Annotated in this window: 18 protein-coding genes, 1 tRNA gene and 1 pseudogene; 13 read left to right on the forward strand and 7 right to left on the reverse strand. The window is 71.4% G+C overall.

All coding sequences use genetic code 11. The annotated features are described in order from the left end of the window. The first annotated feature begins 155 nt into the window (after window positions 1–155). The 5 genes from AB0B14_RS32190 to AB0B14_RS32210 all read left to right on the forward strand — a co-directional run bounded on the left by AB0B14_RS32190 (window position 156) and on the right by AB0B14_RS32210 (window position 8,249). Window positions 156–2,513: a sodium-translocating pyrophosphatase gene (locus AB0B14_RS32190; protein WP_357068545.1), complete on the forward strand. Its 2,358-nt coding sequence runs from the start codon at window positions 156–158 to the stop codon at window positions 2,511–2,513. Window positions 2,514–2,609: 96 nt separating this feature from the next. Then, on the forward strand, window positions 2,610–3,152 hold the full coding sequence (locus tag AB0B14_RS32195) for a hypothetical protein (protein WP_357068543.1): 543 nt from the start codon (window positions 2,610–2,612) through the stop codon (window positions 3,150–3,152). Next, window positions 3,143–3,856 (forward strand): hypothetical protein, encoded by a 714-nt coding sequence (locus AB0B14_RS32200; RefSeq protein WP_357525838.1) that lies wholly within the window; start codon window positions 3,143–3,145, stop codon window positions 3,854–3,856. Before AB0B14_RS32195 ends, AB0B14_RS32200 begins: the two co-directional genes overlap by 10 nt. 454 nt (window positions 3,857–4,310) lie before the next feature. After that, window positions 4,311–7,166 carry a type I DNA topoisomerase gene (gene topA, locus AB0B14_RS32205; RefSeq protein ID WP_357525840.1) on the forward strand — a complete coding sequence of 952 codons (2,856 nt, stop codon included), beginning with the start codon at window positions 4,311–4,313 and terminating at the stop codon, window positions 7,164–7,166. 117 nt (window positions 7,167–7,283) lie between these two features. Continuing rightward, a complete protein-coding gene (locus AB0B14_RS32210) occupies window positions 7,284–8,249 on the forward strand; it encodes a DUF559 domain-containing protein (protein ID WP_357525842.1) in 966 nt (321 codons plus the stop codon). A 67-nt stretch (window positions 8,250–8,316) separates the two neighbouring features. On the opposite strand, the gene AB0B14_RS32215 is transcribed toward AB0B14_RS32210, so the two are convergent. Continuing rightward, window positions 8,317–9,633 (reverse strand): D-arabinono-1,4-lactone oxidase, encoded by a 1,317-nt coding sequence (locus tag AB0B14_RS32215; protein ID WP_357525844.1) that lies wholly within the window; start codon window positions 9,631–9,633, stop codon window positions 8,317–8,319. A gap of 226 nt (window positions 9,634–9,859) precedes the next feature. On the opposite strand from AB0B14_RS32215, the gene AB0B14_RS32220 reads away from it, so the two are divergent. Then, window positions 9,860–10,462 (forward strand): TetR/AcrR family transcriptional regulator, encoded by a 603-nt coding sequence (locus AB0B14_RS32220; protein WP_357068945.1) that lies wholly within the window; start codon window positions 9,860–9,862, stop codon window positions 10,460–10,462. A gap of 22 nt (window positions 10,463–10,484) precedes the next feature. Here the strand turns inward: AB0B14_RS32220 and AB0B14_RS32225 are convergent, their stop codons facing one another. After that, complete coding sequence (locus AB0B14_RS32225) at window positions 10,485–11,690, reverse strand: amino acid deaminase/aldolase (protein ID WP_357525846.1); 1,206 nt, start codon at window positions 11,688–11,690, stop codon at window positions 10,485–10,487. Window positions 11,691–12,006: 316 nt separating this feature from the next. Between AB0B14_RS32225 and tmk the strand changes: the two genes are divergently transcribed. From tmk to ricT, 6 genes are all read left to right on the forward strand, one after another. Further along, window positions 12,007–14,097 (forward strand): dTMP kinase, encoded by a 2,091-nt coding sequence (gene tmk, locus AB0B14_RS32230; RefSeq protein WP_357525865.1) that lies wholly within the window; start codon window positions 12,007–12,009, stop codon window positions 14,095–14,097. Continuing rightward, window positions 14,097–15,377, forward strand: a complete 1,281-nt coding sequence (locus AB0B14_RS32235) for a DNA polymerase III subunit delta' (RefSeq protein ID WP_357525848.1) — start codon at window positions 14,097–14,099, stop codon at window positions 15,375–15,377. The genes tmk and AB0B14_RS32235 overlap by 1 nt, the downstream gene beginning before the upstream one ends. A gap of 122 nt (window positions 15,378–15,499) precedes the next feature. After that, window positions 15,500–15,829: a YbaB/EbfC family nucleoid-associated protein gene (locus tag AB0B14_RS32240; protein WP_007454690.1), complete on the forward strand. Its 330-nt coding sequence runs from the start codon at window positions 15,500–15,502 to the stop codon at window positions 15,827–15,829. Window position 15,830: 1 nt separating this feature from the next. After that, on the forward strand, window positions 15,831–16,136 hold the full coding sequence (locus AB0B14_RS32245) for a hypothetical protein (RefSeq protein ID WP_357068528.1): 306 nt from the start codon (window positions 15,831–15,833) through the stop codon (window positions 16,134–16,136). Then, window positions 16,136–16,816 carry a hypothetical protein gene (locus AB0B14_RS32250; protein WP_357525850.1) on the forward strand — a complete coding sequence of 227 codons (681 nt, stop codon included), beginning with the start codon at window positions 16,136–16,138 and terminating at the stop codon, window positions 16,814–16,816. The genes AB0B14_RS32245 and AB0B14_RS32250 overlap by 1 nt, the downstream gene beginning before the upstream one ends. A 293-nt stretch (window positions 16,817–17,109) precedes the next feature. Beyond that, a complete protein-coding gene (gene ricT, locus AB0B14_RS32255) occupies window positions 17,110–17,949 on the forward strand; it encodes a regulatory iron-sulfur-containing complex subunit RicT (protein ID WP_357525852.1) in 840 nt (279 codons plus the stop codon). Between the two features lie 45 nt (window positions 17,950–17,994). Here ricT and AB0B14_RS32260 read toward each other — a convergent pair whose 3' ends face one another. Beyond that, window positions 17,995–19,734, reverse strand: a complete 1,740-nt coding sequence (locus AB0B14_RS32260) for a metallophosphoesterase (RefSeq protein WP_357525854.1) — start codon at window positions 19,732–19,734, stop codon at window positions 17,995–17,997. 144 nt (window positions 19,735–19,878) lie between these two features. Between AB0B14_RS32260 and AB0B14_RS32265 the strand changes: the two genes are divergently transcribed. Then, a tRNA-Thr gene (locus tag AB0B14_RS32265) sits at window positions 19,879–19,952 on the forward strand. 115 nt (window positions 19,953–20,067) lie between these two features. Here AB0B14_RS32265 and AB0B14_RS32270 read toward each other — a convergent pair. The 4 genes and pseudogenes from AB0B14_RS32270 to AB0B14_RS32285 form a co-directional block, all read right to left on the reverse strand. After that, on the reverse strand, window positions 20,068–20,613 hold the full coding sequence (locus AB0B14_RS32270) for a GNAT family N-acetyltransferase (RefSeq protein WP_357068522.1): 546 nt from the start codon (window positions 20,611–20,613) through the stop codon (window positions 20,068–20,070). Between the two features lie 89 nt (window positions 20,614–20,702). Beyond that, window positions 20,703–21,396: pseudogene (locus AB0B14_RS32275) on the reverse strand (cell wall anchor protein). Window positions 21,397–21,500: 104 nt separating this feature from the next. Further along, the gene (locus AB0B14_RS32280; RefSeq protein WP_357068520.1) at window positions 21,501–22,355 is read right to left on the reverse strand and encodes an aminopeptidase; all 855 of its coding nucleotides are present in this window, start codon (window positions 22,353–22,355) and stop codon (window positions 21,501–21,503) included. A 113-nt stretch (window positions 22,356–22,468) separates the two neighbouring features. Next, the gene (locus tag AB0B14_RS32285) at window positions 22,469–23,155 is read right to left on the reverse strand and encodes an AraC family transcriptional regulator (protein WP_357525856.1); all 687 of its coding nucleotides are present in this window, start codon (window positions 23,153–23,155) and stop codon (window positions 22,469–22,471) included. Window positions 23,156–23,204 lie beyond the last annotated feature (49 nt).

The following is a 23,204-nucleotide window of genomic DNA, read 5'->3' on the forward strand; positions in this document are numbered from 1 at the left end:
CGGGTTGTCAGCAAGTGATCCATCCCGCAGCCAGCGGGTATGGGTGGTCATCGCTGGTCCGCTGGGGTTGGCGCGCGCTTGCGAAATCCGCATCCAGGCGTCGGTCGGTGCGTCTCCACTCACCGGCGCGAGTGTTCGGTAACAGGAGGACACAGATGTCCGAGACCTTGGCCGTCGACGGCGGCGGGCTTTCCCTTACCGGAAGCAATGTCATCTACGTCGTCATCGCCGCGGTGATCGCGCTGGTGGCGCTCGGCTTCGCCGCCGCCCTGACAAAGACGGTGCTGGCCGCCGGTAAGGGCACCAACAAAATGCAGGAGATCGCGGTGGCGGTCCAGGAGGGCGCCTCGGCCTACCTGCTCCGCCAGTTCCGTACCCTGGCGATCTTCGTCGTCATTGCCGTGGTGCTGCTCTTCCTGCTGCCGGTGCACGACACCGACGGCAGCGAGAACGCGGTGAAGCTCGGCCGTTCGCTCTTCTTCGTGGTGGGCGCCCTGTTCAGCGCGTTCATCGGCGGCGCGGGCATGTGGTTGGCCACCCGCGCCAACCTGCGTGTCGCCGCCGCCGCGAGAGAACGGGAGGGTGGTCGCGAGGCGGCCATGAAGATCGCCTTCCGGACCGGCGGTGTGGTCGGCTTCCTCACCGTCGGCCTCGGCCTCTTCGGTGCCGCGCTCGTCGTCCTGGTCTACCGGGGTGACGCGCCGACCGTGCTGGAGGGCTTCGGCTTCGGCGCCGCGCTGCTCGCGATGTTCATGCGGGTCGGCGGCGGCATCTTCACCAAGGCCGCCGACGTCGGCGCCGACCTGGTCGGCAAGGTCGAGCAGGGCATCCCCGAGGACGACCCGCGTAACGCCGCGACCATCGCCGACAACGTGGGCGACAACGTCGGTGACTGCGCCGGCATGGCCGCCGACCTGTTCGAGTCGTACGCGGTGACGCTCGTCGCCGCGCTGATCCTCGGCCGGGCCGCGTTCGGCGAGGAGGGCCTGGTCTTCCCGCTGATCATCTCCACCATCGGCGTCCTGGTCGCGATCGTCGGCGTCTTCATCACCCGGCTGCGCGCCTCCGACCGCAACGCCCTGACCGCGATCAACCGGGCCTTCTACATCTCGGCGGTGCTCTCCGCGGTGCTGGTGGCGATCGCCGCCTTCGCCTACCTGCCGGCGACCTTCGGTGAGTTCGACGACGGCCTCACCGGCGTCGACGGCAACCCGCGGTTCGTGGCCATCGGCGCCGTGGTGATCGGCATCGTGCTGGCCGCTGCGATCCAGGCGCTGACCGGCTACTTCACCGAGACCAACCGGCGGCCGGTGCAGGACATCGGCAAGAGCTCGCAGACCGGCGCGGCAACCGTCATCCTGGCCGGCATCAGCATCGGCCTGGAATCGGCCGTCTACTCGGCGCTGCTTATCGGTGCCGGCGTCTTCGGCGCGTTCCTGCTCGGCGGCAGCTCCATCACGCTGTCGCTGTTCGCGGTGGCGCTGGCCGGCACCGGCCTGCTCACCACGGTCGGCGTCATCGTCGCGATGGACACCTTCGGGCCGATCTCCGACAACGCCCAGGGCATCGCCGAGATGTCCGGCGACATCGACGAGCACGGCGCCCGGACGCTCACCGAGCTGGACGCGGTCGGCAACACCACCAAGGCGATCACCAAGGGCATCGCGATCGCCACGGCGGTGCTCGCCGCGACCGCGCTGTTCGGGTCGTACACCGACTCGCTGCAGGCCGCGTACGAGGACGCTGGCGTGGCCAACGTCGGCGGCGAGATCCTCAACTCGCTGAACGTGGCGAACCCGCGCAACCTGGTCGGCCTGATCATCGGCGCGGCGGTGGTGTTCCTCTTCTCCGGGCTGGCCATCAACGCGGTGTCCCGCTCGGCCGGCGCCGTCGTGATGGAAGTCCGCCGGCAGTTCCGTGAGCTGCCCGGCATCATGGACGGCACCCAGCGCCCGGAGTACGGCAAGGTCGTCGACATCTGCACCCGGGACGCGCAGCGCGAGCTGATGACCCCCGGTCTGCTGGCCATCCTGGCGCCGATCGCGGTCGGCTTCGGCCTCGGGCCCGGCGCGCTCGCCGCGTACCTGGCCGGGGCGATCGGGGCGGGCACCCTGATGGCGGTCTTCCTGGCCAACTCCGGTGGCGCGTGGGACAACGCCAAGAAGCTGGTCGAGGACGGCGCGTACGGCGGCAAGGGCTCCGAGGCACACGCCGCGACGGTCATCGGCGACACCGTCGGTGACCCGTTCAAGGACACCGCCGGTCCGGCGATCAACCCGCTGATCAAGGTGATGAACCTGGTCTCGCTGCTGATCGCACCCGCCGTGGTGGCGTACAGCGTCGGCGACGACCGCAACGTCGGCCTGCGGGTCGGCATCGCGCTGGTGGCGACGCTGATCATCGTGGCGTCGGTGGTGTTCAGCAAGCGCAAGGGCATCGCGATGGACTCCGACGCCGACGGCAACACCGGCGCGGGCAGCAGTGACCACCGGCCGGAGGCGGTCAACGCCTGACCCGGCACGGGGTCCCCGGTCGACGTCCGCGTCGACCGGGGACCCCGGCCGTCCGGCCCGGTGCCACACCTGGCCAAAGGCCGTACGCTGCAACGCATGCGTAGGTGCCGGGCGTCTGCCGCCGGAAAGCTCACGGTGGTCCTGGCCACGATCGTCCTCGTCCTGGCCGGCTGCGGCGGAGGCCCCAGCCCACGGGCCTGGGCGGCGTCGGTGTGCACCGCGCTGACCCCGTGGCGCTCCGAGATCAGCAAGTTGACAAGCAGCACTGACGAACAGATGACCGCGCAAACCACTCCGGCGCAGGCCAAGGAGAACCTGGTGCGGCTCTTCGGTGGGGCGGAGCAGGCCAGCGAGGCCGCGCGCCGCAAGGTGGAGCAGGCGGGCGTCCCGGAGACCGAGAACGGCGACGCCATCTCCGCCGGTTTCCGCAGCTCGCTGGAGAAGATGCGGGACGCCTACGGCCGCGCCCGGGACACCATCGACGGGTTGGGCACCGGCGAGGCGACCGCCTTCTACGACGGCGTGCGGGCCGCGGTGGACACTCTCAACACGGAGTACGACGCCAGTGCGCTGGACACCAGCAAGCTCAACTCCGAGGAGCTGAAAAAAGCCTTCGACGAGGTGCCGGAGTGTCATTGAGTGGGCTCGACGACACTCCGGCGGCGCAGCCACCGGCGCTGTTCCCCGCCCCAGAGTCCGACGCGCCCGCACCCGCGCGACGGCGGCGTGGGCCGCCCCACAACGGCCCCACCGCAGGTGACGACGCGGGGCGGCAACTCGTCTTCTTCGGCGCGGAGGCGGCCGAGCCGGCGGTCGCCGACCTGGCCGGGCTGCTCGCCGGGCCGGGTGCGGTGGTCCGCATGGGTGGCACCGCCCGTCTCTCGGTGCAGGTGGACGCCGCGTGGCGGGTGCACGTGCTCGTCGCGGAACTGGCGTCGCGTGGGCTGGCGGCGAGCTGGGAGCCGGCCGAGGGCGAGCGACACGCCGTGCGTACGTCGTACACCCGGGTCCTGAAGCCGCTCGCGGCGGCCTGGCTGCACGGTACGGCGAAACGCCCGCCGGCCACCTTTCACCTGACCGGCCGGCGGCTGCGGTTGTGGCTCGCCGCCGCCGGGACGCCGGAGCCACCCGGTGGGTTCCTGTTGCGGCTGGGCGCGGACGACCGGGAGTGCTGGGAGCCGATCGGGGTAGCGCTCGCCGCGGCCGGGCTGGCTGGCACGCTACTCAGCCCCGATGAGGGCGGCCCGGCGTATCGGATCACCGGCCGGCGACGGCTGGGCCGGCTCGCCGAGCTGGTCGGCGCACCACCGAGCACAGCACCCCCAGAAGCCTGGCCAACCTGACCCACCCCCGATCGGCCCCCACCCCACCCCCACACCCCCCCCGGGTCGATCATGGAGTTGTGGTGGTGGAGATACTGCTCGTCCGGGATGAAAACGCCCACCACAACTCCATGATCGACGGGATTGGGCGGTGGGGCGGGGTGTCCGGTGCCGGACAGCGGACAGGTCGTTCCGGGTGGAAAACGGGCGGGTCGGAGCCTGGTCGTTGGCCCGCCATCGTCACAGTGACCCTCTTCGAGCCCTACCCACGGTGTACGGTGGCGCCGTCCGGCAGTGCCGAGCGCGGCGGGGCGAGAGTTGACCGTCGCGCGGTGGCGGTTTGCCGCCCGCGAAACCCGAAACGCGGGCGGCGCGTTACGTTGGACATCCGGACCGCCGGTGCGACGGCGGGGTCGAATGCGGTCGCTGTCCGGGCGCCGGAAGGCCACGAGCAGGAGTGAGGTCGGGGAGAGACGTGCCGAGCAACGCTGGAACCACCCGTCTGGTCATCGTCGAGTCACCGGCGAAGGCCAAGACGATCTCGGGCTACCTCGGCCCGGGGTACGTCGTGGAGGCCAGCTTCGGTCACGTCCGCGACCTGCCGCGCAACGCCGCCGATGTGCCGGCCAAATACAAGAAGGAGCCCTGGGCCCGTCTCGGGGTGGACGTGGACAACGGCTTCCAGGCGCTCTACGTCGTCTCCGCCGACCGCAGGCAGCAGATCAGCAAGCTGGTGAAGCTGGCCAAGGAGGTCGACGAGATCTTCCTGGCGACGGATGAGGACCGCGAGGGCGAGGCCATCGCCTGGCACCTGGTCGAGACGCTCAAGCCCAAGGTCCCGGTCAAGCGGATGGTCTTCCACGAGATCACCAAGCCGGCGATCCAGGCGGCCGTGGCCAACCCCCGGGAGATCGACCGCGACCTGGTCGACGCCCAGGAGGCCCGGCGGATCCTCGACCGCCTCTACGGCTACGAGGTCTCCCCGGTGCTGTGGAAGAAGGTCATGCCGAGGCTCTCGGCCGGCCGGGTGCAGTCCGTGGCGACCCGCATCGTGGTCGAGCGGGAGCGGCAGCGGATGGCCTTCCGCACCGCCGAATACTGGGACATCCTGGCCACCCTCGCCGTGACGAACGCCGGCGAGGGCCCGCGCACGTTCAACGCGACCCTGATCGCCCTCAACGGCGACCGGATCGCCACCGGTAAGGACTTCGAGCCGACCACCGGCCGGGTGAAGCCCGGCGCCGGCGTCGTCCACCTGGACGAGGGTGGCGCCCGGGGTCTCGCGGCCCGACTCGACGGGCGCCCGTTCACGGTCACCCGGGTCGAGGAGAAGCCCTACCGTCGCCGCCCGTACGCGCCGTTCATCACCTCGACCCTGCAGCAGGAGGCGGCCCGCAAGCTGCGCCTGTCGTCGCAGCAGACGATGCGCACCGCGCAACGGCTCTACGAGAACGGCTACATCACCTATATGCGTACCGACTCGGTCAACCTGTCGGAGACCGCCATCTCGGCGGCCCGCCGGCAGATCGTCGAGCTGTACGGCGAGCGCAGCGTCCCGCCGGAGCCGCGCCGCTACACCGGCAAGGTGAAGAACGCCCAGGAGGCCCACGAGGCGATCCGTCCGGCGGGGGACAACTTCCGCACCCCGGGTGAGGTGGCCAAGGAGCTCTCCGCCGAGGAGTTCAAGCTCTACGAGCTGATCTGGCGGCGCACCATCGCCTCGCAGATGACCGACGCGGTCGGCTCCAGCGTCTCGGTGCGCATCCGCGCCGTCTCCACCTCGCAGGAGGAGGCCGACTTCGGCGCGACCGGCAAGACCATCACGGACCCGGGCTTCCTGCGCGCGTACGTCGAGTCCAGCGACGACGAGAACGCCGAGGCCGAGGACGCCGAGCGCCGGCTGCCCACCCTGGTCAAGGACCAGCCGCTGACCGCCGACGAGTTGGCCGCGCAGGGCCACCACACCCAGCCGCCGTCGCGCTACACCGAAGCGTCGCTGGTCAAGGCCCTGGAAGAGCTGGGCATCGGCCGCCCGTCCACCTACGCGTCGATCATGCAGACGATCCAGGACCGGGGGTACGTCACCAAGCGCGGCCAGGCGATGATCCCGACCTTCCTGGCGTTCGCGGTGATCGGGTTGATGGAGCGGCACTACCCCCGCCTGATCGACTACGACTTCACCGCCACCATGGAAAACGAGCTGGACGAGATCGCCGGCGGTGACCACGCCGCTGTCGACTTCCTCACCGCGTTCTACTTCGGCAGCTCCAACGGTGCCGGCGACCAGGACATCGCCCGTTCCGGCGGGCTCAAGAAGCTGGTCACCGAGAACCTGAGCGACATCGACGCGCGCAGCGTCAACTCCATCCCGCTCTTCACCGACGACGACGGCCGTGAGGTCGTCGTGCGGGTTGGCCGCTACGGGCCGTACCTGCAGCGGGAGCTGCCCGGCGGCGAGCAGCCGTCCGCTTCGGGGGCGCCTTCGGCCTCGGGTGAGGGTGAGGAGGGCGGCACCCAGGGCGGTGACCGGGCGCCGATCCCCGAGGGTCTGGCCCCGGACGAGCTGACCCCGGAGAAGGTGCACGAGCTGTTCCTCGGCGGCAGCGGCGAGCGCAAGCTCGGCGACGACCCGGCGACCGGCGAGCCGATCGTGCTCAAGTCCGGCCGGTTCGGCCCGTACGTGTCCAGCGGTGAGCGGAAGTCGTCGCTGCTGCGGACGCAGACCCCGGACTCGCTCACCCTGGAAGAAGCGCTCAAGCTGCTCAGCCTGCCCCGGCTGATCGGTGTCGCACCGGACGGTGTCGAGGTCTTCGCCAACAACGGCCGCTACGGTCCGTACGTGAAGCAGGGCGAGGAGTTCCGCTCGCTCGAGTCCGAGGACCAGATGTTCACTGTCGGTCTGGACGCGGCGCTGGCGTTGCTGGCCGCTCCGAAGACCCGTGGCCGGCGTGCCGCCGCGCCCCCGTTGCGGGAGATGGGTGTCGACCCGGCCACCGAGAAGCCGCTGGTGATCAAGGACGGCCGGTTCGGCCCGTACGTCACCGATGGGGAGTTCAACGCGTCGCTGCGGCGTGGGCAGACCCCGGAGGAGCTGACCCTCCAGGAAGCCTCCGAGATGCTGGCCGAGAAGCGGGCGAAGGGTCCGGCGCCGCGGAAGAAGGCGGCGGCGAAGAAGGCTCCCGCCAAGAAGGCCACGGCGGCGAAGAAGACGGCAGCGGCCAGCAAGTCCACGGCCGCGAAGAAGGCCACCACGGCCAAGGCCAGCACCGCGGCGAAGAAGGCCCCGGCGAAGAAGGCAGCCCCCCGCAAGGCCGCGTCCAGCACGGAGTAAGCCTGGATCCGCGAGATCTTGGAAGAAAAGTGCCCCTCCAGGGGCGATTTCCTTCCAAGATCTCGTCGTTGTCCACAGGGGCTGCCGGCGGGGGTGGTGATCTGAAGACTGCTTGTCATGAGTCTTCGGAGGACTTCGTCGCCCGCTGCCTGGGCTCGGCGGCTGCCGCATGACGACGCGGACGAGCTGAGCTGGCTGCTCTTCCATCAGGAGGACGTGTTGAGCCTCGCCCAGGCGAGGCGGCACCTGTCGCCCAAGGCCATCCGGCACCGGCTGGCCACCGGCAGGTGGCGACAGGTCCATCGCGCCGTGCTGGTCGCGCACAACGGACCGGTCGGCGCCGGCCAACTCCGCTGGGTGGCCGTCCTCGCCGCGGGCCCGCAGGCGATCCTCGGTGGTCTGACCGCCGCACAGGCCGGAGGGCTCCGGGGGTTCCCGGGTCGACCGGTTCACGTGCTACTTCCCGCCGCCTGCCGGCGCGGATCGCTGCCACCGGGCGTGCTGGCGCACCGGACAGCCACGTTGACCGACCGGGACGTCCTGGCCGTCGGGCAACCCCGCAGGATCATGCCGGCCCGTTCGATCGTGGACGCAGCACAGTGGGCCGGTGCAGACCAGGAGGCGCGGGCGATCGTCGCCGCCGCATTTCAACAACGGCTCGTGGCTGCCGACGACCTGCACCGGATCGTCGACCGGCTGCCCCGGGTTCGCCGTCGCCAACTGATTCTGGGCACGGCGGCGGACGCGGCCGGTGGGTCTCACTCGTTGCCGGAGTTGGACTTCCTGCGCCTGACTCGTCGCGCGGGGCTACCCGAACCGACGCGCCAGAAGATCCGTTGTGACTCGGACGGGCGACGGCGCTACCTGGATGCCTACTTCGAGCAGTGGCGGGTGCACGTCGAGATCGACGGCGGACAACACGTCGATCCGCGCGCCTGGTGGGCGGACATGCGCCGGCAGAACGATCTGTGGATCGAAGGCGACCGCCTGCTGCGCTTCCCGGCCTGGGCCATCCGCACCAAACCGGACGAGGTCATCGCCCAACTAAAGGCCACCCTACGGGCGGCCGGATGGCAGGGATAAAGATCTTGGAAGGAAAGTGCCCCTCCAGGGGCACGTTCCTTCCAAGATCTCTGGAGCGCGCGTGTCGTCAGGCGCCGAGGACGTGGGTCAGGTGGGGGCTGGTGAAGACCCGGTTCGGGTCGAGGCGGTTGCGGACGGTTTGGAAGTCTGCGAAGCGGGGGTACGCGTCGGCCAGCGAGGCGACGTCACGATAGTGCAGTTTGCCCCAGTGTGGGCGGCCGCCCAGGCCGGCGGCCACCTGCTCGAAGGCCCGGAAGTACGGCTCGTACGGCATGCCGACGTACTGGTGCACGGCGATGTAGGCGTTGTCCCGACCGTAGCCGTGCGACAGCCAGATGTCGTCGGCGGCGGTGAACCGCACCTCCGCCGGGAAGAGCACCTTGAACGGCAGCCCGTCCACGATCCGCTGGAGCGCGGCGAGCGCCTCGGGCAGCGCCTCGCGGGGCAGGCCGTACTCCATCTCGACGAAGCGGACCCGGCGCGGGGTGCAGAAGACCCGGTCCGAGCGGCCCGTGTACCGGCGTTCGGTGAGGGCGCGGGCGGAGACCGCGCTGATGCCCGGGGCCAGCGCGGGCACGGCCCGGCCGAGTCGGCAGGCACCGGCGAAGACCCGGTTGGCCAGGAAGTCGTCGTCCAGCCAGCCGCGCCAGCGGGGCAGTGGCCGGTCGTTGGCCGGTACCCGGTTGTTGGTCTTGACCTGCACCCGCTGGGTGTAGGGAAACCAGTAGAACTCGACGTGGTCGTGCGAGCCGATCAGGGAGGGCAGGTCACCGAGCACGTCGGCCAGCTCGGCGGGGCGTTCGTGGGCGTGCAGCACGAAGGCTTCCACGCAGCGCAGGGTCACCTCGACCAGGACGCCGAGCGCGCCCAGTGACACCCGGGCGGCGGCGAGCACGTCGGGGTGTTCGTCGGCGGAGCAGCGCAGCACCTCGCCGGTGCCGGTGACCAGGGTGATCGCCTCGACGAAGGTGGACAGGCACCCGTAGCCGGCGCCGGTGCCGTGGGTGCCCGTGGAGATGGCCCCGGCCACCGTCTGCGCGTCGATGTCGCCGAGGTTGGGCAGCGCGAGGCCGTGCCGGGCCAGCAGGCCGTTGAGCGCGTGCAGGGTCATTCCCGCAGGTACGGTGACCAGCCGGCGCGGGACGTCGACGCTGACCAGGGTGTCCAGCTCGGACAGTTCCATCCGCCGGTCGTCGGCGAGCGCGACGGCGGTGAACGAGTGCCCGCTGCCGGTCACGCGGATCCGGGCACCGTCGGCGACGGCGGATCGGACGGCTTCTACGACATCTGTCGGCGAGCCGGGGCGCAGGATCGCGGTGGCGCTGCCACGCTGGTTGCCGGCCCAGTTGGACCATCCAGCGGTGAGCGATGCGGTGCCGACCATGCGGGCTCCTCATTCATGAATATGAAGTGCCTTCATATCAGGAACGTTGTGCCTGGTAAATACCGCAATTGCGATCCGCTCGTTGTACCGGTAGTCACGGACTCGTGACGTGGAGATATGTTCATCCGTCGAAGGGGGGTGGCGCCGAGTGTCCACACCAGCCGCCACGACCGGGCCGCTGCGCCGCGTTCCGGTGCAGGGTCGAAGTGTCGCGCGGGTACAGCGCATGTTGGATGCCTGCGCCGAACTCGTCGACGAGGTGGGGTACGAGGGGCTGACCACCACCCTGCTCGCCGAGCGCGCCGAAGTGGCGATCGGGTCGGTCTACCAGTTCTTCCCGGACAAGCGGGCGATCGTGCAGGCGCTGACCCTGCGGACGATGGAGTCCTACCTCCAGCGTCTCGACGAGCGGTTCGCCTCCGACGAGATGACCCACTGGTGGGACGGCGTCGACGCGGGAATCGACGAATACATCACGATGCACCGCACCGTCCCCGGCTTCCGCACCCTGCACTTCGGCGACGTCGTCGACCTGCACCTGCTCGACGAGCAACGGGACAACAACGGCGTGATCGCCGACCAGCTGGCCCAGGTGCTCACCGAGCGTTTCGGGCTCACCGACGTGCCGAAGCTCCGTTTCGTCCTGGAGATCGCCGTCGAGGCGGCGGACGCGCTGATCAAGCTCGCGTTCCGGCGGAAGTCCGACGGTGACGAACGGGTGCTGCTCGAGGCGAAGGCACTGATCCGGGAGTACCTGCACCGTCAGGTCGACGGCCCGGACAGCGACCTGTCCTCCGTGCGGCAGACCGAGGCGGCCCAGCCGGCCTGAGCTGGCGCGGGGTGCGGGCGCCTCAGAGGAAGGCCTGCCCCTCGCCCCGGTAGGTGGGGACGGTCGCCACGACCGCGTCCCCCTCGACCAGGTGCAGCTCGTTGACTCGTTCACACAGCTCACCGGCCTTGGCGTGCCGGAACCACACCCGGTCGCCGACCCGGAGGGTGGCCGCCGCCGCGCCGGCCAGCGGAGTCTGCACCTCACCGGCACCCTCGGTGCCGACCAGCTTGAGCCCGGCCGGCAGCCACGGTCGGGGCAGTCGGCTGTCGGCCGCCGGACCGGAGGCGATCCAGCCGCCGCCGAGCACCGTGGCCAGCTCCGGTGTCGGCCGGCGGACCACCGCGCAGGCGAAGAACGCGGCCGGGGTCGGTCGCCAGGCGCGGTACGCGTCGAACAACGTCGGCCCGTACAGGCCCGATCCCGCGGTGACCTCGGTGACCGCGGGATCAGCGCTGGTGGCGGCCACGCTGCCGGTGCCGCCGCCGTTGACGAACTCCAGATCGGCGTGCTCGCGTACCGCGGCCACCGCCGCACCCCGGCGGGCCAGCAACTCGCGGTACGACCCACGCTGGGCCAGCCTGATCGCGCCCGCCAGCAGCGTCTGCCCCGGCGGGGCGTCGCCCAGGCCGGCGATCTGGGCCTCGTACGACATGAGCCCGACCAGCCGGAAGCCGGCCCGGCCGGCGACGGTGGCGGCGAGCGCGCCGGCCGCCCGTGCGCTGTGCACCGGTGAGCGGCGGACGCCGACGTGCACCCCGCGCAGCGGTCGCCAGGAGGCGTCCAGGTCCAGGCAGAGTCGCAGCTCGGCACGTTGCCCGGGGGCGCTGACGCCGTCGATCAGGTCGAGTTGGCCGGTGCCGTCGATCATCAGCGTGATCGCGGCGGCGAGCGCCGGGTCGGCGGCCAGCTCGGCGAGCGCCGCGCGGTCCACGCTCGGGTACGCGACAAGCACGTCGTCGCTCACTCCGGCCCGGACCAGCCAGATCGCCTCGGGCAGGGTGAACGCCATCACGCCCTGCCAGCCCGGTCGGGCGAGGGCTCGGCTGATCAACTCGCGGGCGCGGACCGACTTGCTGGCCAGTCGGACCGGTTTGCCGGCGGCGCGATCGGCCAGGGCGGCCGAGTTGGCGTCGAATGCGGTGAGGTCGACCACGGCGTAGGGCGGGTCGAGGTGGGCGGTCGCCCGATCCAGGCGCTTGCGCAGTTTGTCGCTTTCGATGGCCACGTGTGCACGCTAACTGTCCGACGGTAAATGCGAAACACCCTCGCGTACGTCCGGGCTGCGGTCGGTGCCTTCGGCGGCCTAGGCTCAGCGAGCAGGAGAATGTCGTCGGTGGGCCGCCCCCCACCAGGTCTAGAGTGTTCCACCGGAGGCGCCCAGCGATGGGCCGGCACGTGGAGGTACGGCCATCGAAAGCCAGAACAGCGGCGAGTCGCCCGGCGTGTCGCGCTCCGGCGGTCAGTCGGGCAACGCCGCCGACCAGCCCAGCGGCGGTCAGGTTGATCCGTCCGGTTATGCCGCCATCCGATCGGTCCTGCGCATCCGGCCGTTCCGCCGGCTCTGGATCGTGCTCGGCGCGGCCTCCTTCGGCGACTGGCTCGGCCTGCTGGCCACCTCCGTCTTCGCCGCGTCCCAGGTCCAGGGCAGCACCGCCAAGGGTGCGGCCTTCGGTGGCGTCATCGCGATCCGGCTGCTGCCCGCGCTGGTGCTCGGGCCGATCGCCGGTGTGCTGGCCGACCGGTTCGACAGACGCTGGACGATGGTCATCTGCGACCTGCTCCGGTTCGTGCTCTTCGCCTCGATCCCGATCGTGGCGCTGGCCGGCGCCAACGGCGGGCTCGTGGTCCTGTGGGCGACAGTCGCCACCTTCCTGATCGAGTCGATCACCCTGATCTGGATCCCGGCCAAGGAGGCCGCGGTCCCCAACCTGATCCCGCACGCCCGGCTGGAGGCGGCCAACCAGCTCACGCTGATCACCACGTACGGCCTCACCCCGATCCTCGCGGCGCTGGTGGCCGCGGCGCTCGACCGCAGCGTCCGGGCCCTCGTCCCCGGCGGCGACCTCGGCTGGGCGGAGCCCGCCCAGCTCGCGCTCTGGGTCAACTCCTTCTCCCGGCTGGCCACCGCCCTCGTGGTGGCGTTCGGGATCAAGGAGATCAGCCAGGCGCAGACCGGCGAACGGCAGCGCACCGAGCAGGGCATGCGGCGCCAGTTCGCCGAGGGCTGGAAGTACATCGGCCAGACCCGGCTCGTCCGCGGCCTGGTGCTCGGCATCTTCGGCGCGTTCGCCGGCGGCGGCATCGTGATCGGCACGGCCAAGTTCTTCGCCGCCTCGCTCGGTGCCGGCGACGCCGCCTTCTTCCTGCTCTTCGGCGCCATCTTCATCGGCCTGGCCCTCGGCATCGGCCTCGGCCCGATGGTCGTCAAGGAGATGTCCCGACGCCGGTGGTTCGGCATGAGCATCGTGCTGGCCAGCGCCGCGGTGATGACCCTCGCCTTCGCCATCCACCTGTCCATGGCGATCGTCGGTGCGGTGCTTGTCGGTGCCGGTGCCGGGATGGCCTTCCTGGCCGGCACCACCCTGCTCGGCGGCGAGATCAGGGACGAGGTGCGCGGTCGGGTCTTCGCGGTGGTGCAGATCGGCACCCGGCTGGTGCTGATCCTGGCCATCGGGCTGAGCAGCCTGCTGGTCGGCGTCGGCGGCTCCCGCAAGCTGACAATCGCCGACCTGGGCATCTCCGTCTCCTCCACCCGGCTGCTGCTGCTCGCCGCCGGTGCCGCCGGCATCTTCGCCGGCATCAGCGCCTTCGGTCAGATGGACGACAAGAAGGGCGTCCCCGTCCTCGCCGACCTGTGGGGCTCGATCCGGGGCCGGCCGCTGATGCCGGCCGAGCCGTTCGTCTCCGCCGGGCTGTTCGTGGTGTTCGAGGGCGGCGAAGGTGCCGGCAAGTCCACCCAGCTCGCCGCGCTCGCCGACCGGCTGCGCGGCCAGGGTCGCGAGGTCGTGGTCACCCGGGAGCCGGGAGCCACCGCGGTCGGTCAGCGGATCCGGTCGATGGTGCTGGACACGTCCGGCGACGAGGCGCCCTCGCCACGGGCCGAGGCGCTGCTGTACGCCGCCGACCGGGCGCACCACGTGGCCGCCGTGGTCCGGCCCGCGCTGGTCCGGGGCGGTGTCGTGATCAGCGACCGGTACGTCGACTCGTCCCTGGCGTACCAGGGTGCCGGCCGGACGCTGCCCGTCGACGAGGTCTCCTGGCTCTCCTCCTGGGCCACCGGTGGGCTCAAGCCCGACCTGGTGGTGCTGCTGGACGTCGAGCCGCACACCGGGCTGTCCCGGGTGGCCTCGCGCAACACCGGCACCGACCGGCTGGAAGCCGAGTCGGTCGCCTTCCACGAGCGCGTCCGGTACGCCTTCCTCGACCTCGCCGCCGCCGACCCGAAGCGTTACCTCGTCCTCGACGCGTCCCGACCGGCCGACCAGATCACCGGCCAGGTGGTCCGGCGGGTCGAGGAGATGCTCGGCAGCCCTGGCGGCATCGTGCACCCTCGGCCGGCGCAGGGCCCGGACACCTCGGTGCAGCCTGAGTTATCGGACTCGGAGTTGGTGACGATGGAGCACAAGACCTGATGTCGGACGTCTTCGCCGACCTGGTCGGTCAGGACGAGGCGGTCGTCGAGCTGCGCCGGGCCGCCGCCGCGGCGGCCGCCGTGCTGCGCGCTGGCGCGGCCGACCGGGCACCCGCGCTGATCACCGCCGGCCCGGCCAGCGGTGCCGAGTTCGCCGGCCCGGACGGCGGTGCCGAGTTCGCCGAGGTGGACCCGGCCGCCGGCATGACGCACGCCTGGATCTTCACCGGCCCGCCCGGCTCCGGTCGCTCGGTCGCCGCGCGGGCGTTCGCCGCCGCCCTGCAGTGCGTGCACGGCACCGGTTGCGGCGAGTGCCCCGGCTGCCGCACCACGATGGGCGGCACCCACGCCGACGTCCGACTGGTGGTGCCGGAAGGGCTGTCCATCGGTGTCGGTGAGATGCGCGCGCTGGTGCTGCGGGCGGCCAGCACCCCGTCCGGTGGGCGCTGGCAGGTGGTCGTCATCGAGGACGCCGACCGGCTCACCGAGGCCGCCGGCAACGCGCTGCTCAAGGCCATCGAGGAGCCTCCGCCGCGGACGGTCTTCCTGCTCTGCGCCCCCTCCACCCACCCGGACGACATCTCGGTGACCATCCGGTCCCGCTGTCGGGTCGTACCTTTGCGGCAGCCGCCGGCCGACGCGGTGGCCGAGGTGCTGGTCCGTCGGGACGGGATCGCACCCGACGTGGCGCAGTGGGCGGCGGCTGCCGCCCAGGGGCACGTGGGTCGGGCCCGCCGGCTGGCCCGTGACCCGGAGGCCCGCAAGCGACGCGAGGCGGTGCTCGCGGTGCCGCGCCGGTTGACCGGCGTCGGCGCGGCGTTCGACGCGGCGTCGGCGCTGATCGAGGCGGCCGAGGCGGAGGCCGAGGCGTCGGTCACCGAGGCCGACACGACCGAGCGGGCGGCACTGGAGACCGCGCTCGGCGCGGGTGGCACCGGCCGGGGCGCGGCCGGCGCGATGCGCGGCGCTGCCGGGCAGCTCAAGGAGCTGGAGAAGCGGCAGAAGTCCCGCGCCACCCGCGCCCAGCGAGACGCACTGGACCGGGCGCTTGTCGACCTGGCGGGCTTCTACCGGGACGCGCTCACCATGGCGCTGCGCGCCCCCGTCGCCCCGGTGCACACCGACACCGCCGCACTGGCCGGCGCCGGCGCGCAGAAGTGGGACGCCGAAGGATCGCTGCGCCGGTTGGAGGCCGTGCTCGCCTGCCGGGCGGCGATCGAGGCGAACGTCAAGCCGCGGATCGCGGTCGAGGCGATGATGCTCGCCCTCTGGAAGGGCTGACCCGCAGCTTTCGGCGTTATCCACAGGCATCGACAGGCCCGATTGCGGTGCGGTACGGTCCGGTGTGCCGTGGTGACGGTGGGGGCACGCTCAGTTATGGCTCATCCGGGAGGAGTCGGCCAATGCCGCGGGGGGAGATCGACGAAGCCTGGATCGAGGAAGCGGTGCGGCGATACCGCCGGATCGAGTCGCTCCAGGCCGAGTTCGACCAGGCGGTGTCCACCGTCGAGGTGACCGTCCGGTCGCCGGACGGTCTGGTCGAGGTCGTCGTCACCGCCGGGGGGCGGATCACCGACGTCCGGTTCCTCGGCCCGCTGCACACCCGCAGCCCACGGGACGTCGCCGGCTCCGTGCAGGCCGCGGTCACCGCGGCGGCCGACGCCGCCGAGTGGGCGCGGGAAAAGCTGCACAACGAGACGTTCGCCGCCTACCGACCGCTCGCGGGGGCCTGAGATGGACACACTGCGCGCGCTCTCCGCCCGACTCGACGAGGCGAGTGCCACGCTCACCGCACTCGCGCACAGCGTCACCGCCAGCGACCCGGCGCAGGCCGCGTTCGGCGCCGACGCCCCGGGGCGCCCCGGCGAGATCGGGCGCGCGCTGCACCGGCAGTGGGCCACCGCCACCGACGACCGGGCCCGGGAGGCCCGCACCGCCGCCGGTCGGCTGGCCGCAGCCGCCTCGGCGGTCCAGGAGGCCGCCGACCGCTACGCCGAGGTCGACCGGGCAGCCCGCCGCCGGCTCGCCGGGGAGCCCTGATGGACGCACTGGACCGGCTCGCCGAGCCCGGCCTCGACCTGCTGCGCCGGGTGGACCGGCTGATCGCCGCCGGCGTCCCGGAGGGGCACCGGGTCTGGCCGCTGCTGCGCCGGATGCAGGTGCTGCCGGGCGACGCGGTCCGCGGCTTCCTCGACCTGCACCCCGCGCCGCTCGCCGGCGCCGGGCACGCGGTGCGCCGGCTCATCCGGGGGTACGACGACGTCTCCGCCGCGCTCACCGACTCGGTGCTCTGGTCCGGTCCGGCTGCCACGGCGTACGGGCAACAGCGGGCAGCACTGCTGCGCCACCTCGACGAGGGCCCGGAGAGCCTGGTCGGGCGACTCGAATCCACCGCCGGTTACGCGGACGCGCTCGCCGACTGGGTCGAGGGCAGCCGCCTCGCACTGGCCCGGACGCTGGCCGACGTGCTCCGCTCGGCCGAGGCGGTCGCCGTCGTCGCCGCCACCGCCACCGGCCCGCCGACCCGGTTGACGCCGGTCGGGCCGGGCGTCGCCGACGCCGCCGAGATCGCCGCGCGGGTGCTGGCGGTGCTCTGCGTCGCGTACGACGGTGCGGAGACGCTGCTGCGTCAGTGGGCGCCGAGCCTCGCCGAGACCGCGTGGCGGCCGCCGCTGGACGGCCGGCCCCACTACGACCAGCCCACCCGCGTCGGCTGGTAGCCGCCCGGAGCACGCGGCTGCCGCTCGAACGGGCCACGGCGTCGCTCGCGGACACCGGACCGGAGCCGGCGCCCACGGCGACGCCGTGGTCTTTCCCCTGCACCCCCCGCAGGTCTGTCTTCACTCAACGCCGCTCGAACCCGTTTGTCCCCTCCCCGGGCGTGGAATCAACCGTCCGGGCGAGGGGCAACGGCACGACGGGTGACCATGCCATCGGTCAAGTCGACGGCCATGAATGGCATTGGGGTATCGGCCGGTGCGTCCTTTGCGGTTATCCGTCGTAGGGTGGGGGGATGGGCATGCTCTGCGCGGTCAGCTTCAACCGGTACGGGCGCCTCTACTACCTGGATCCCGGCGAGTTGCGTCCGCAGGTGGGAGACAAGGTGCTGGTGCCCACCGACGATGGGCCCGAGGTGGCGGAATGCGTGTGGGCCGCGCAGTGGGTCACCGAGGAGACCGACAGCTTTCCCCGCCTGGTGGGGCTCGCCGGTGACGACGACCTGCGCCGCGACGAGGCGCTGCGGCGGCGCAAGGCCGAGGCCAAGGTGGCCGCGAAACGGTTGATCCGTTCGCACGGCCTGCCGATGAAGGTGGTGGCCGTCGACCACGTGCTCGGCACCGCCGAGAGCGGCGGTGAGCGCAGCACCGTCTACTTCACCGCCCCGCACCGGGTGGACTTCCGCTCCCTGGTCCGTGACCTGGGCGCCACCCTGCACTGCCGGGTCGAGCTGCGCCAGCTCTCCGCACGCGACTCGGCGCGGGTGCAGGGCGGCATCGGCTCCTGCGGTCGCGACCTGTGCTGCGCGACGTTCCTCACCGACTTCGAGCCGGTGACCATCCGGATGGCGAAGGACCAGGATCTCCCCCTGAACCCGCTGCGCATCTCCGGGGCGTGCGGCCGGTTGATGTGCTGCCTCAAATACGAGCATCCCCTGTACGCCAGATTCCAGGAGACCGCCCCGGCGGTCGGCAGCCGGGTCTCCACCCCCGAGGGCGATGGCCGGGTCGTCGGCCACAGCGTTCCCCGCGACGCGGTGACGGTCCGGCTCGACGCCGACGGCTCCCGCTGCTCCTGCTCCCGCGCCTCCGTCTGCGCCCCCCGCCAAGCCCACGACCAGCACTACACCCCCTAACCCCAACCGGCCCCCGCCTCTTGATCAGCTGGTGGGTGGTCACGGTCAGGGCAGGACAATCGGGGGTTCGGTCAGGCGGGGGGTCAGGGGAGCCTTCGGGGTCAGCCAGCTTGCCGTGGCGGACTGGTCGGGGTTGACCTGCCAGTCGCGGGACACCCGGTCCACCCCGATCGGGTAGATGGTCAGCGTGCCGTCCGGGTCGATGCGCATCCGCAGGAACGACTTGGAGTCCTCGATGCCCTGCCCGGCGAACAGTTCGTTGACGTTCACCCCGAGCGAACCCGCCACCAGCAGGTACGCCGCCACCAGTTGGCTGGCCACCAGACCGATGACCGGGCCGTACAGCACCAGCGCGGCGACCGCCGGCAGCGGCCACGGCCATCCGTAGAACGGCAGCGCCAACCAGACCCAGGTGCCGCCGGCGGCCAGCGCCACCTGGGCCACACCGTGGCCGACGCCGAGAAGCCAGTGCCGGGCGTGCCGCTTGCCGCTGGCGTTGGGCGGCTTGGCGAACAGCACCGCCGCCATCACCGTCACGAGCACCATCAACACCAGCGGGACGCTGAACAGTCGCTGGTCGGTGCTGTCGGCCCAGTTTGCCGCCGCGCCAGCCATGGCCAGCATCAGCAGGGTGTGCAGGATGCCGAGCAGCGTGGTGAAGCCGGGGTTGCGGAACGGCAGCCGGGCGAAGATGCCCCAGCCGTAACGGCGGGAGCGGGCCGCGTCCGGATAGCGGGCCACCAGATCGTACGGCTGCGACACGCTGGCCCGCCGAGCCAGCGTGTCGCGTGGCGGCACCTCGATGCGCTCCGGCAGCTTGTGGGTGGGGTACAGGTACGCCCCGCCACCACCACAGGTGATCAACTGACGCTCCGGGCCGGCGTACCGGGCGTAGTGGTGCAGGTCGCCGGAGAGCAGCAGCCGCACCTGTGCCCCGGTCGGGTCGATGATCGTCCGGATGAAGTAGTCGATCGAGTCGTACGCCATCGGGCTGTCGGCCGCCTTCACCCAGGTCGGCGACGGCGCGGCCAGGATCACTTTCGACTCCGGGCCGAGCCGGCGGGCCACCTCGTCGAAGTAGGCCAACTGCGGGTCGTCCAGGTACGAGCCGGACTGGTCGTCCACCCCGAGCAGCCACCAGCCGGCCGGCAACTCCACCGCGAAGTACGACCGCGACTGCCCGGTACGCCAGCCGGCGAAGTTACGGTCCCGGGAGCGGACGAACAGCCGCAGGAACGCCGTCAGTCCGTCGTACCAGTCGTGGTTTCCCGGCACCGCGAACAGCGTGGGACGCTCGGGCGGGGTCGCCGGCAGCGCGGCCTGGTAGGGGCCCTTGCACCGGTTCTCGTACTCCTCGTAGGCCGCCGACGGGTACACCTGATCCCCGCCCATCACCAGGGTCTGCGCCCGGGGCAGCCGGTGCCCGTCCACGGTCAACGCCGGCTGGGCCAGCAGGTACGCCACGGAGTAGGTGGCGTGGAACCCGTCACCGAGGTCGGCCACGTAGTCGAGCCAGAGCCCACCGTCCGGCCCCGCCTGGTGGAAGACGCCGTCGCCGAAGGCGTTCTGCAACTCGCGCTTGTCCAGGTACGCGCCGAAGAGGACCGCCAGCAGCGTCCGGATGCCGGTGCTGATCAGCAGGAACGGTGCCAGCCACGGCACCGGCTTGCGCGGGGTGAAGCCCAACTCCAGCGGATCGGTGGAACGTGGCCGAGGCCGGGCACGCTCGCCGTCGGGGTGATCGTCGGCCGCCGGAGCCGGGTGGTCGTCGCGTTCGTCGCTCACCCGCCGCAGCGTAGTACCGGATCCGGCGAGACGCTGTCCGGTAACGGGTCAGTTGGCAGCCGTTGTCCGGTTGGCGGTGGCGGGAGGGGTGCGGGTATCCCGTTCGGTGCCGGGCAACCGGGTGCCGTACACTTGCTGATCGTTGCCGCCTTAGCTCAGTCGGCTAGAGCGACGCACTCGTAATGCGTAGGTCGACGGTTCGATTCCGTCAGGCGGCTCGGCACGGAAGCCCAGGTCATTGGCCTGGGCTTCGCCGTTTCTCAAGGGTTTACGACAGCGCCGTTGGCCGCGCCGGCATCGGAGCGGCCCCGCTGGCGCTGTAAGCAGCACACGTCACAGCGGCGCGAGGATCATGAGGATCTCGTCCCGGTCATCGCCCGCGCCGAACCGCAGCGCCCCGGGCCACCGGCCGATTTCCTTCCAGCCGAGCCGACCGTAGAAGTCCTCCAGGCCGGCTCCGCCTCGCGCGCAGAGGCGAAGCTGTTCGAGCCCCATCTCGTCACGGCCGATCTGCCGAACCCGATGCATCATCGCTGCGCCGATCCGGCGACCTCGGTGGTCGGGATGTGTTTGGACGCGGCTGACGGTGCCCCAGTGCGCCACGAGCGGATCCACGTGACGGGACAGGTGCAGCCAACCCGCCAGTGCCCCGTCGACCACCGCCAGCAGGAGCCTGCTGCGCTGCGGGCCGAGGTCGGCGATGAGGCGCTCGGCCACGGGAGCGACCTGTTCGGAGTCGACGGGTGGGAACGCGAAGCCCACCGCACCACCCATGTTCGCCACCGCGACCCAGCATTCGACCAACTCGCGTGTCTGGCGGGCACTGATCTCGGACGGGTGGGAGATCTGCCGGAGCTCCACACGATCAAGGCGGATCATGACGGGAAGTATCGCGTATGGGCAGAGACGCCCGCTGGCCCTGAGCGCGCCCGGCTCGACGAAGCATCGAGCCGGGCGCGTCGCGCGAGCTAGGCCACGAAGCGGGACCGGCGTCGGCGTCCGATCAGGTAACCCGCGCCGCCGAGGAGCAGAAGCGCACCGCCGATGCTGGCCACGGTCACGGTGACGGGCAGCCCACCGCCCGCACCGCCGGAGGTGCCCAGGCTAGCGGAGGACGTAGGGGCCCGGTGCAACGGTCGTCGTGGCGCTGGACGTCGCGCTGGGCGTCGAAGGGGGCTGCGACGCGCAGTCAAGCTCACGCGCGACGTACAGGCCGTCGTTCAGGTACGCCAGGTAGGCGTCGACGGACGTGACAGCGAGCGTCTCCTGCGCGGCCTCGTTCACGTTGGCACCAGCACCCGGCAGCGTCCGGTACACCGAGATCCGCAAAGCCACTGACCAGGCACTCTGCATATCCGCCTTGAGGAATGCGCGGAGTTCTTCAGTGGTGCCGTTCAGTCGCTCCGCAATGGCTTTCGGCAGAACGGGCAACTGCTCTTCGGTTGCCCTGTCCAGGATCCGATAGGCCAACAGCCGCAGCTGGGCGGTGTTGGCGGTGTCCAGGTCGATGGTGACGAGCGTGCGAATGTCCGTGTACACCTTGCGCTCGACCGTCTGGCAGGCCTCGTTCAGCCCGGGCGATCCGGCTTGCGCCACCGCCGGTGCCGCCGGAACCAGAAAAGCCAGCGCTATCAGGGCGCCGGCCGGAAACTTCCATCGCATGTGGGTCTTCCTCCCCGTTGTAGATCGAAACATGGAGATCTTAGCGTCGGCCGGCGGGAGAGAAGGGGCGGGCGAAGGGCCGTAAGCCGCAATTCAGATCTGTGCTACGCGGAAGAAGCGGGGACTTCCTGGGAGCTGCGCAGCGCACCGACGGCCGTCAGCCCTGCACCGGCCAGCGCGATCGCCCTCTCCACGGCCGACGACACCTCAAGCGAGTCTCCCGCTGACGTACTCACGGTCATTCCTAGTTGCAGAAAGGCGACGTTCTGGTCCGGATTGACCATGTCCCACCAGCCCGACCACAGTCCGGCGAGGTTCGAGTACACGTCGGCCGTTGCGAGTGACAGCAGGAACAACCCCACCGGGAGTAGCCAACGGCGGTCGGCCCGCCACCCGGACAGCGCGAGTGCCCCCATGGTCACGAGGGCAGCGAGCAGCGCCGGCCACACCGTTGCGAGCAGGTCCGGCAGCGGGTAGTCGACGAACTCCCGGCTGGAGTCCTGCCCGAACCAGGCGAGCAGCGGCAGCGCGAGGACCGCCGTCGCCGCCCCCCGCCGCCTGCCGCGGGCCGGTAGTGCCAGCACGCCGGCGGCGAGACAGACGACGCCAAGCGCCAGACCCAGGGCGGCGAGCCGTTGCCTGTCGATCGAGTCCCGCCATCCTTCCACTATGGACGTCTCCGCTGTCGCTGGCCCGTAGGCCGTCCAGCCCACCTCGACGGCCTGCTCCTGGTGCCAGAACAGCCTCATGGCCGCCACCACGGCAAGGAGGCCGATGCCGGCGGCGACGGCCCACCGCACACGGCGCGCACCGCGACCCAGCACGACGTGGCCGAGCAGTGCGAGCAGCATGACCAGGCCGAACTGCAACGAAGCGGCCGTCATGGCGAGCAGCGCCGCCGCAGCCGAGAGCACTCCGGCCGCGACGGATGCGACGAGCAGGCCGAACGGAAGACGCATGGCCGAGATCGTGACACGCGGGTCCGAATCGCGTGGTCCCGGCCGAGCGGGGTGGGACGGGCGTTGGATCGGCGGAGTGGCCGTCGCCGGCCGCCGACCCGGACCGGGGCCGGTCAGGGCTCGCCGGCCGGCGAGCCGGACCGCGGCCGGTCAGTTCGAGGTGGGGAAGGATCGCCGCCGCGCCGGCTTCGGCAGTACTCGCCCGGCGTGATCCCGAAGTAGGCCCGAAACGCCTGGATGAACGCACTGGGACCGCTGTAACCGCTGGCCGCGGCGGTCGTGGTGACCGACTCACCCTCGGCGATCAACCGCAGCGAGTGGTGCAGCCGCAGTTGGGTCCGCCAGTGCGGGAACGACATTCCGGTCTGCTCCCGGAACAGTCGGCTGAGGGTACGCGCGCCGGCGCCCACGGCTCTGCCCAACTCGCCGAGGGTGCGGCGGTCGGTGGGGTCGTCGAGCAGGATCTCGGCAAGGTCCCGCAACCGGGGGTCGGCCGGGTACGGCAGGCGCAGCCGCAACGTGGCCACCCGTCGTAGCTGGTCAAGAGCCACGCGTTCGAGGTTGTCCCGTTCGTCGTCGGTCCGCTCCTCGCCGTCGGTGAGGCTGACGATCACCTCGCGTAGCAGCGGCGAGACGGCCAGGGCGGTCGGCTGATCCACGCCCAACGGGTTCAGCGGGCGGTCGAACATGATCGCGCGCATGTCGGTGGGCCCGTACGCCCGATGAGCGTGGGCGACGCCGGCCGGAATCCACACCGCCCGGTCCGGTGGCACGGTCCACATCCCCGTCGGTGTCGACACCCCCAACACCCCGTTGCGGGGGCAGACAAGCTGGTGGCGTGGGTGGCTG

The organism is Micromonospora sp. NPDC049171 (genome assembly GCF_040648275.1).
In the GTDB taxonomy this organism is placed as follows: domain Bacteria; phylum Actinomycetota; class Actinomycetes; order Mycobacteriales; family Micromonosporaceae; genus Micromonospora.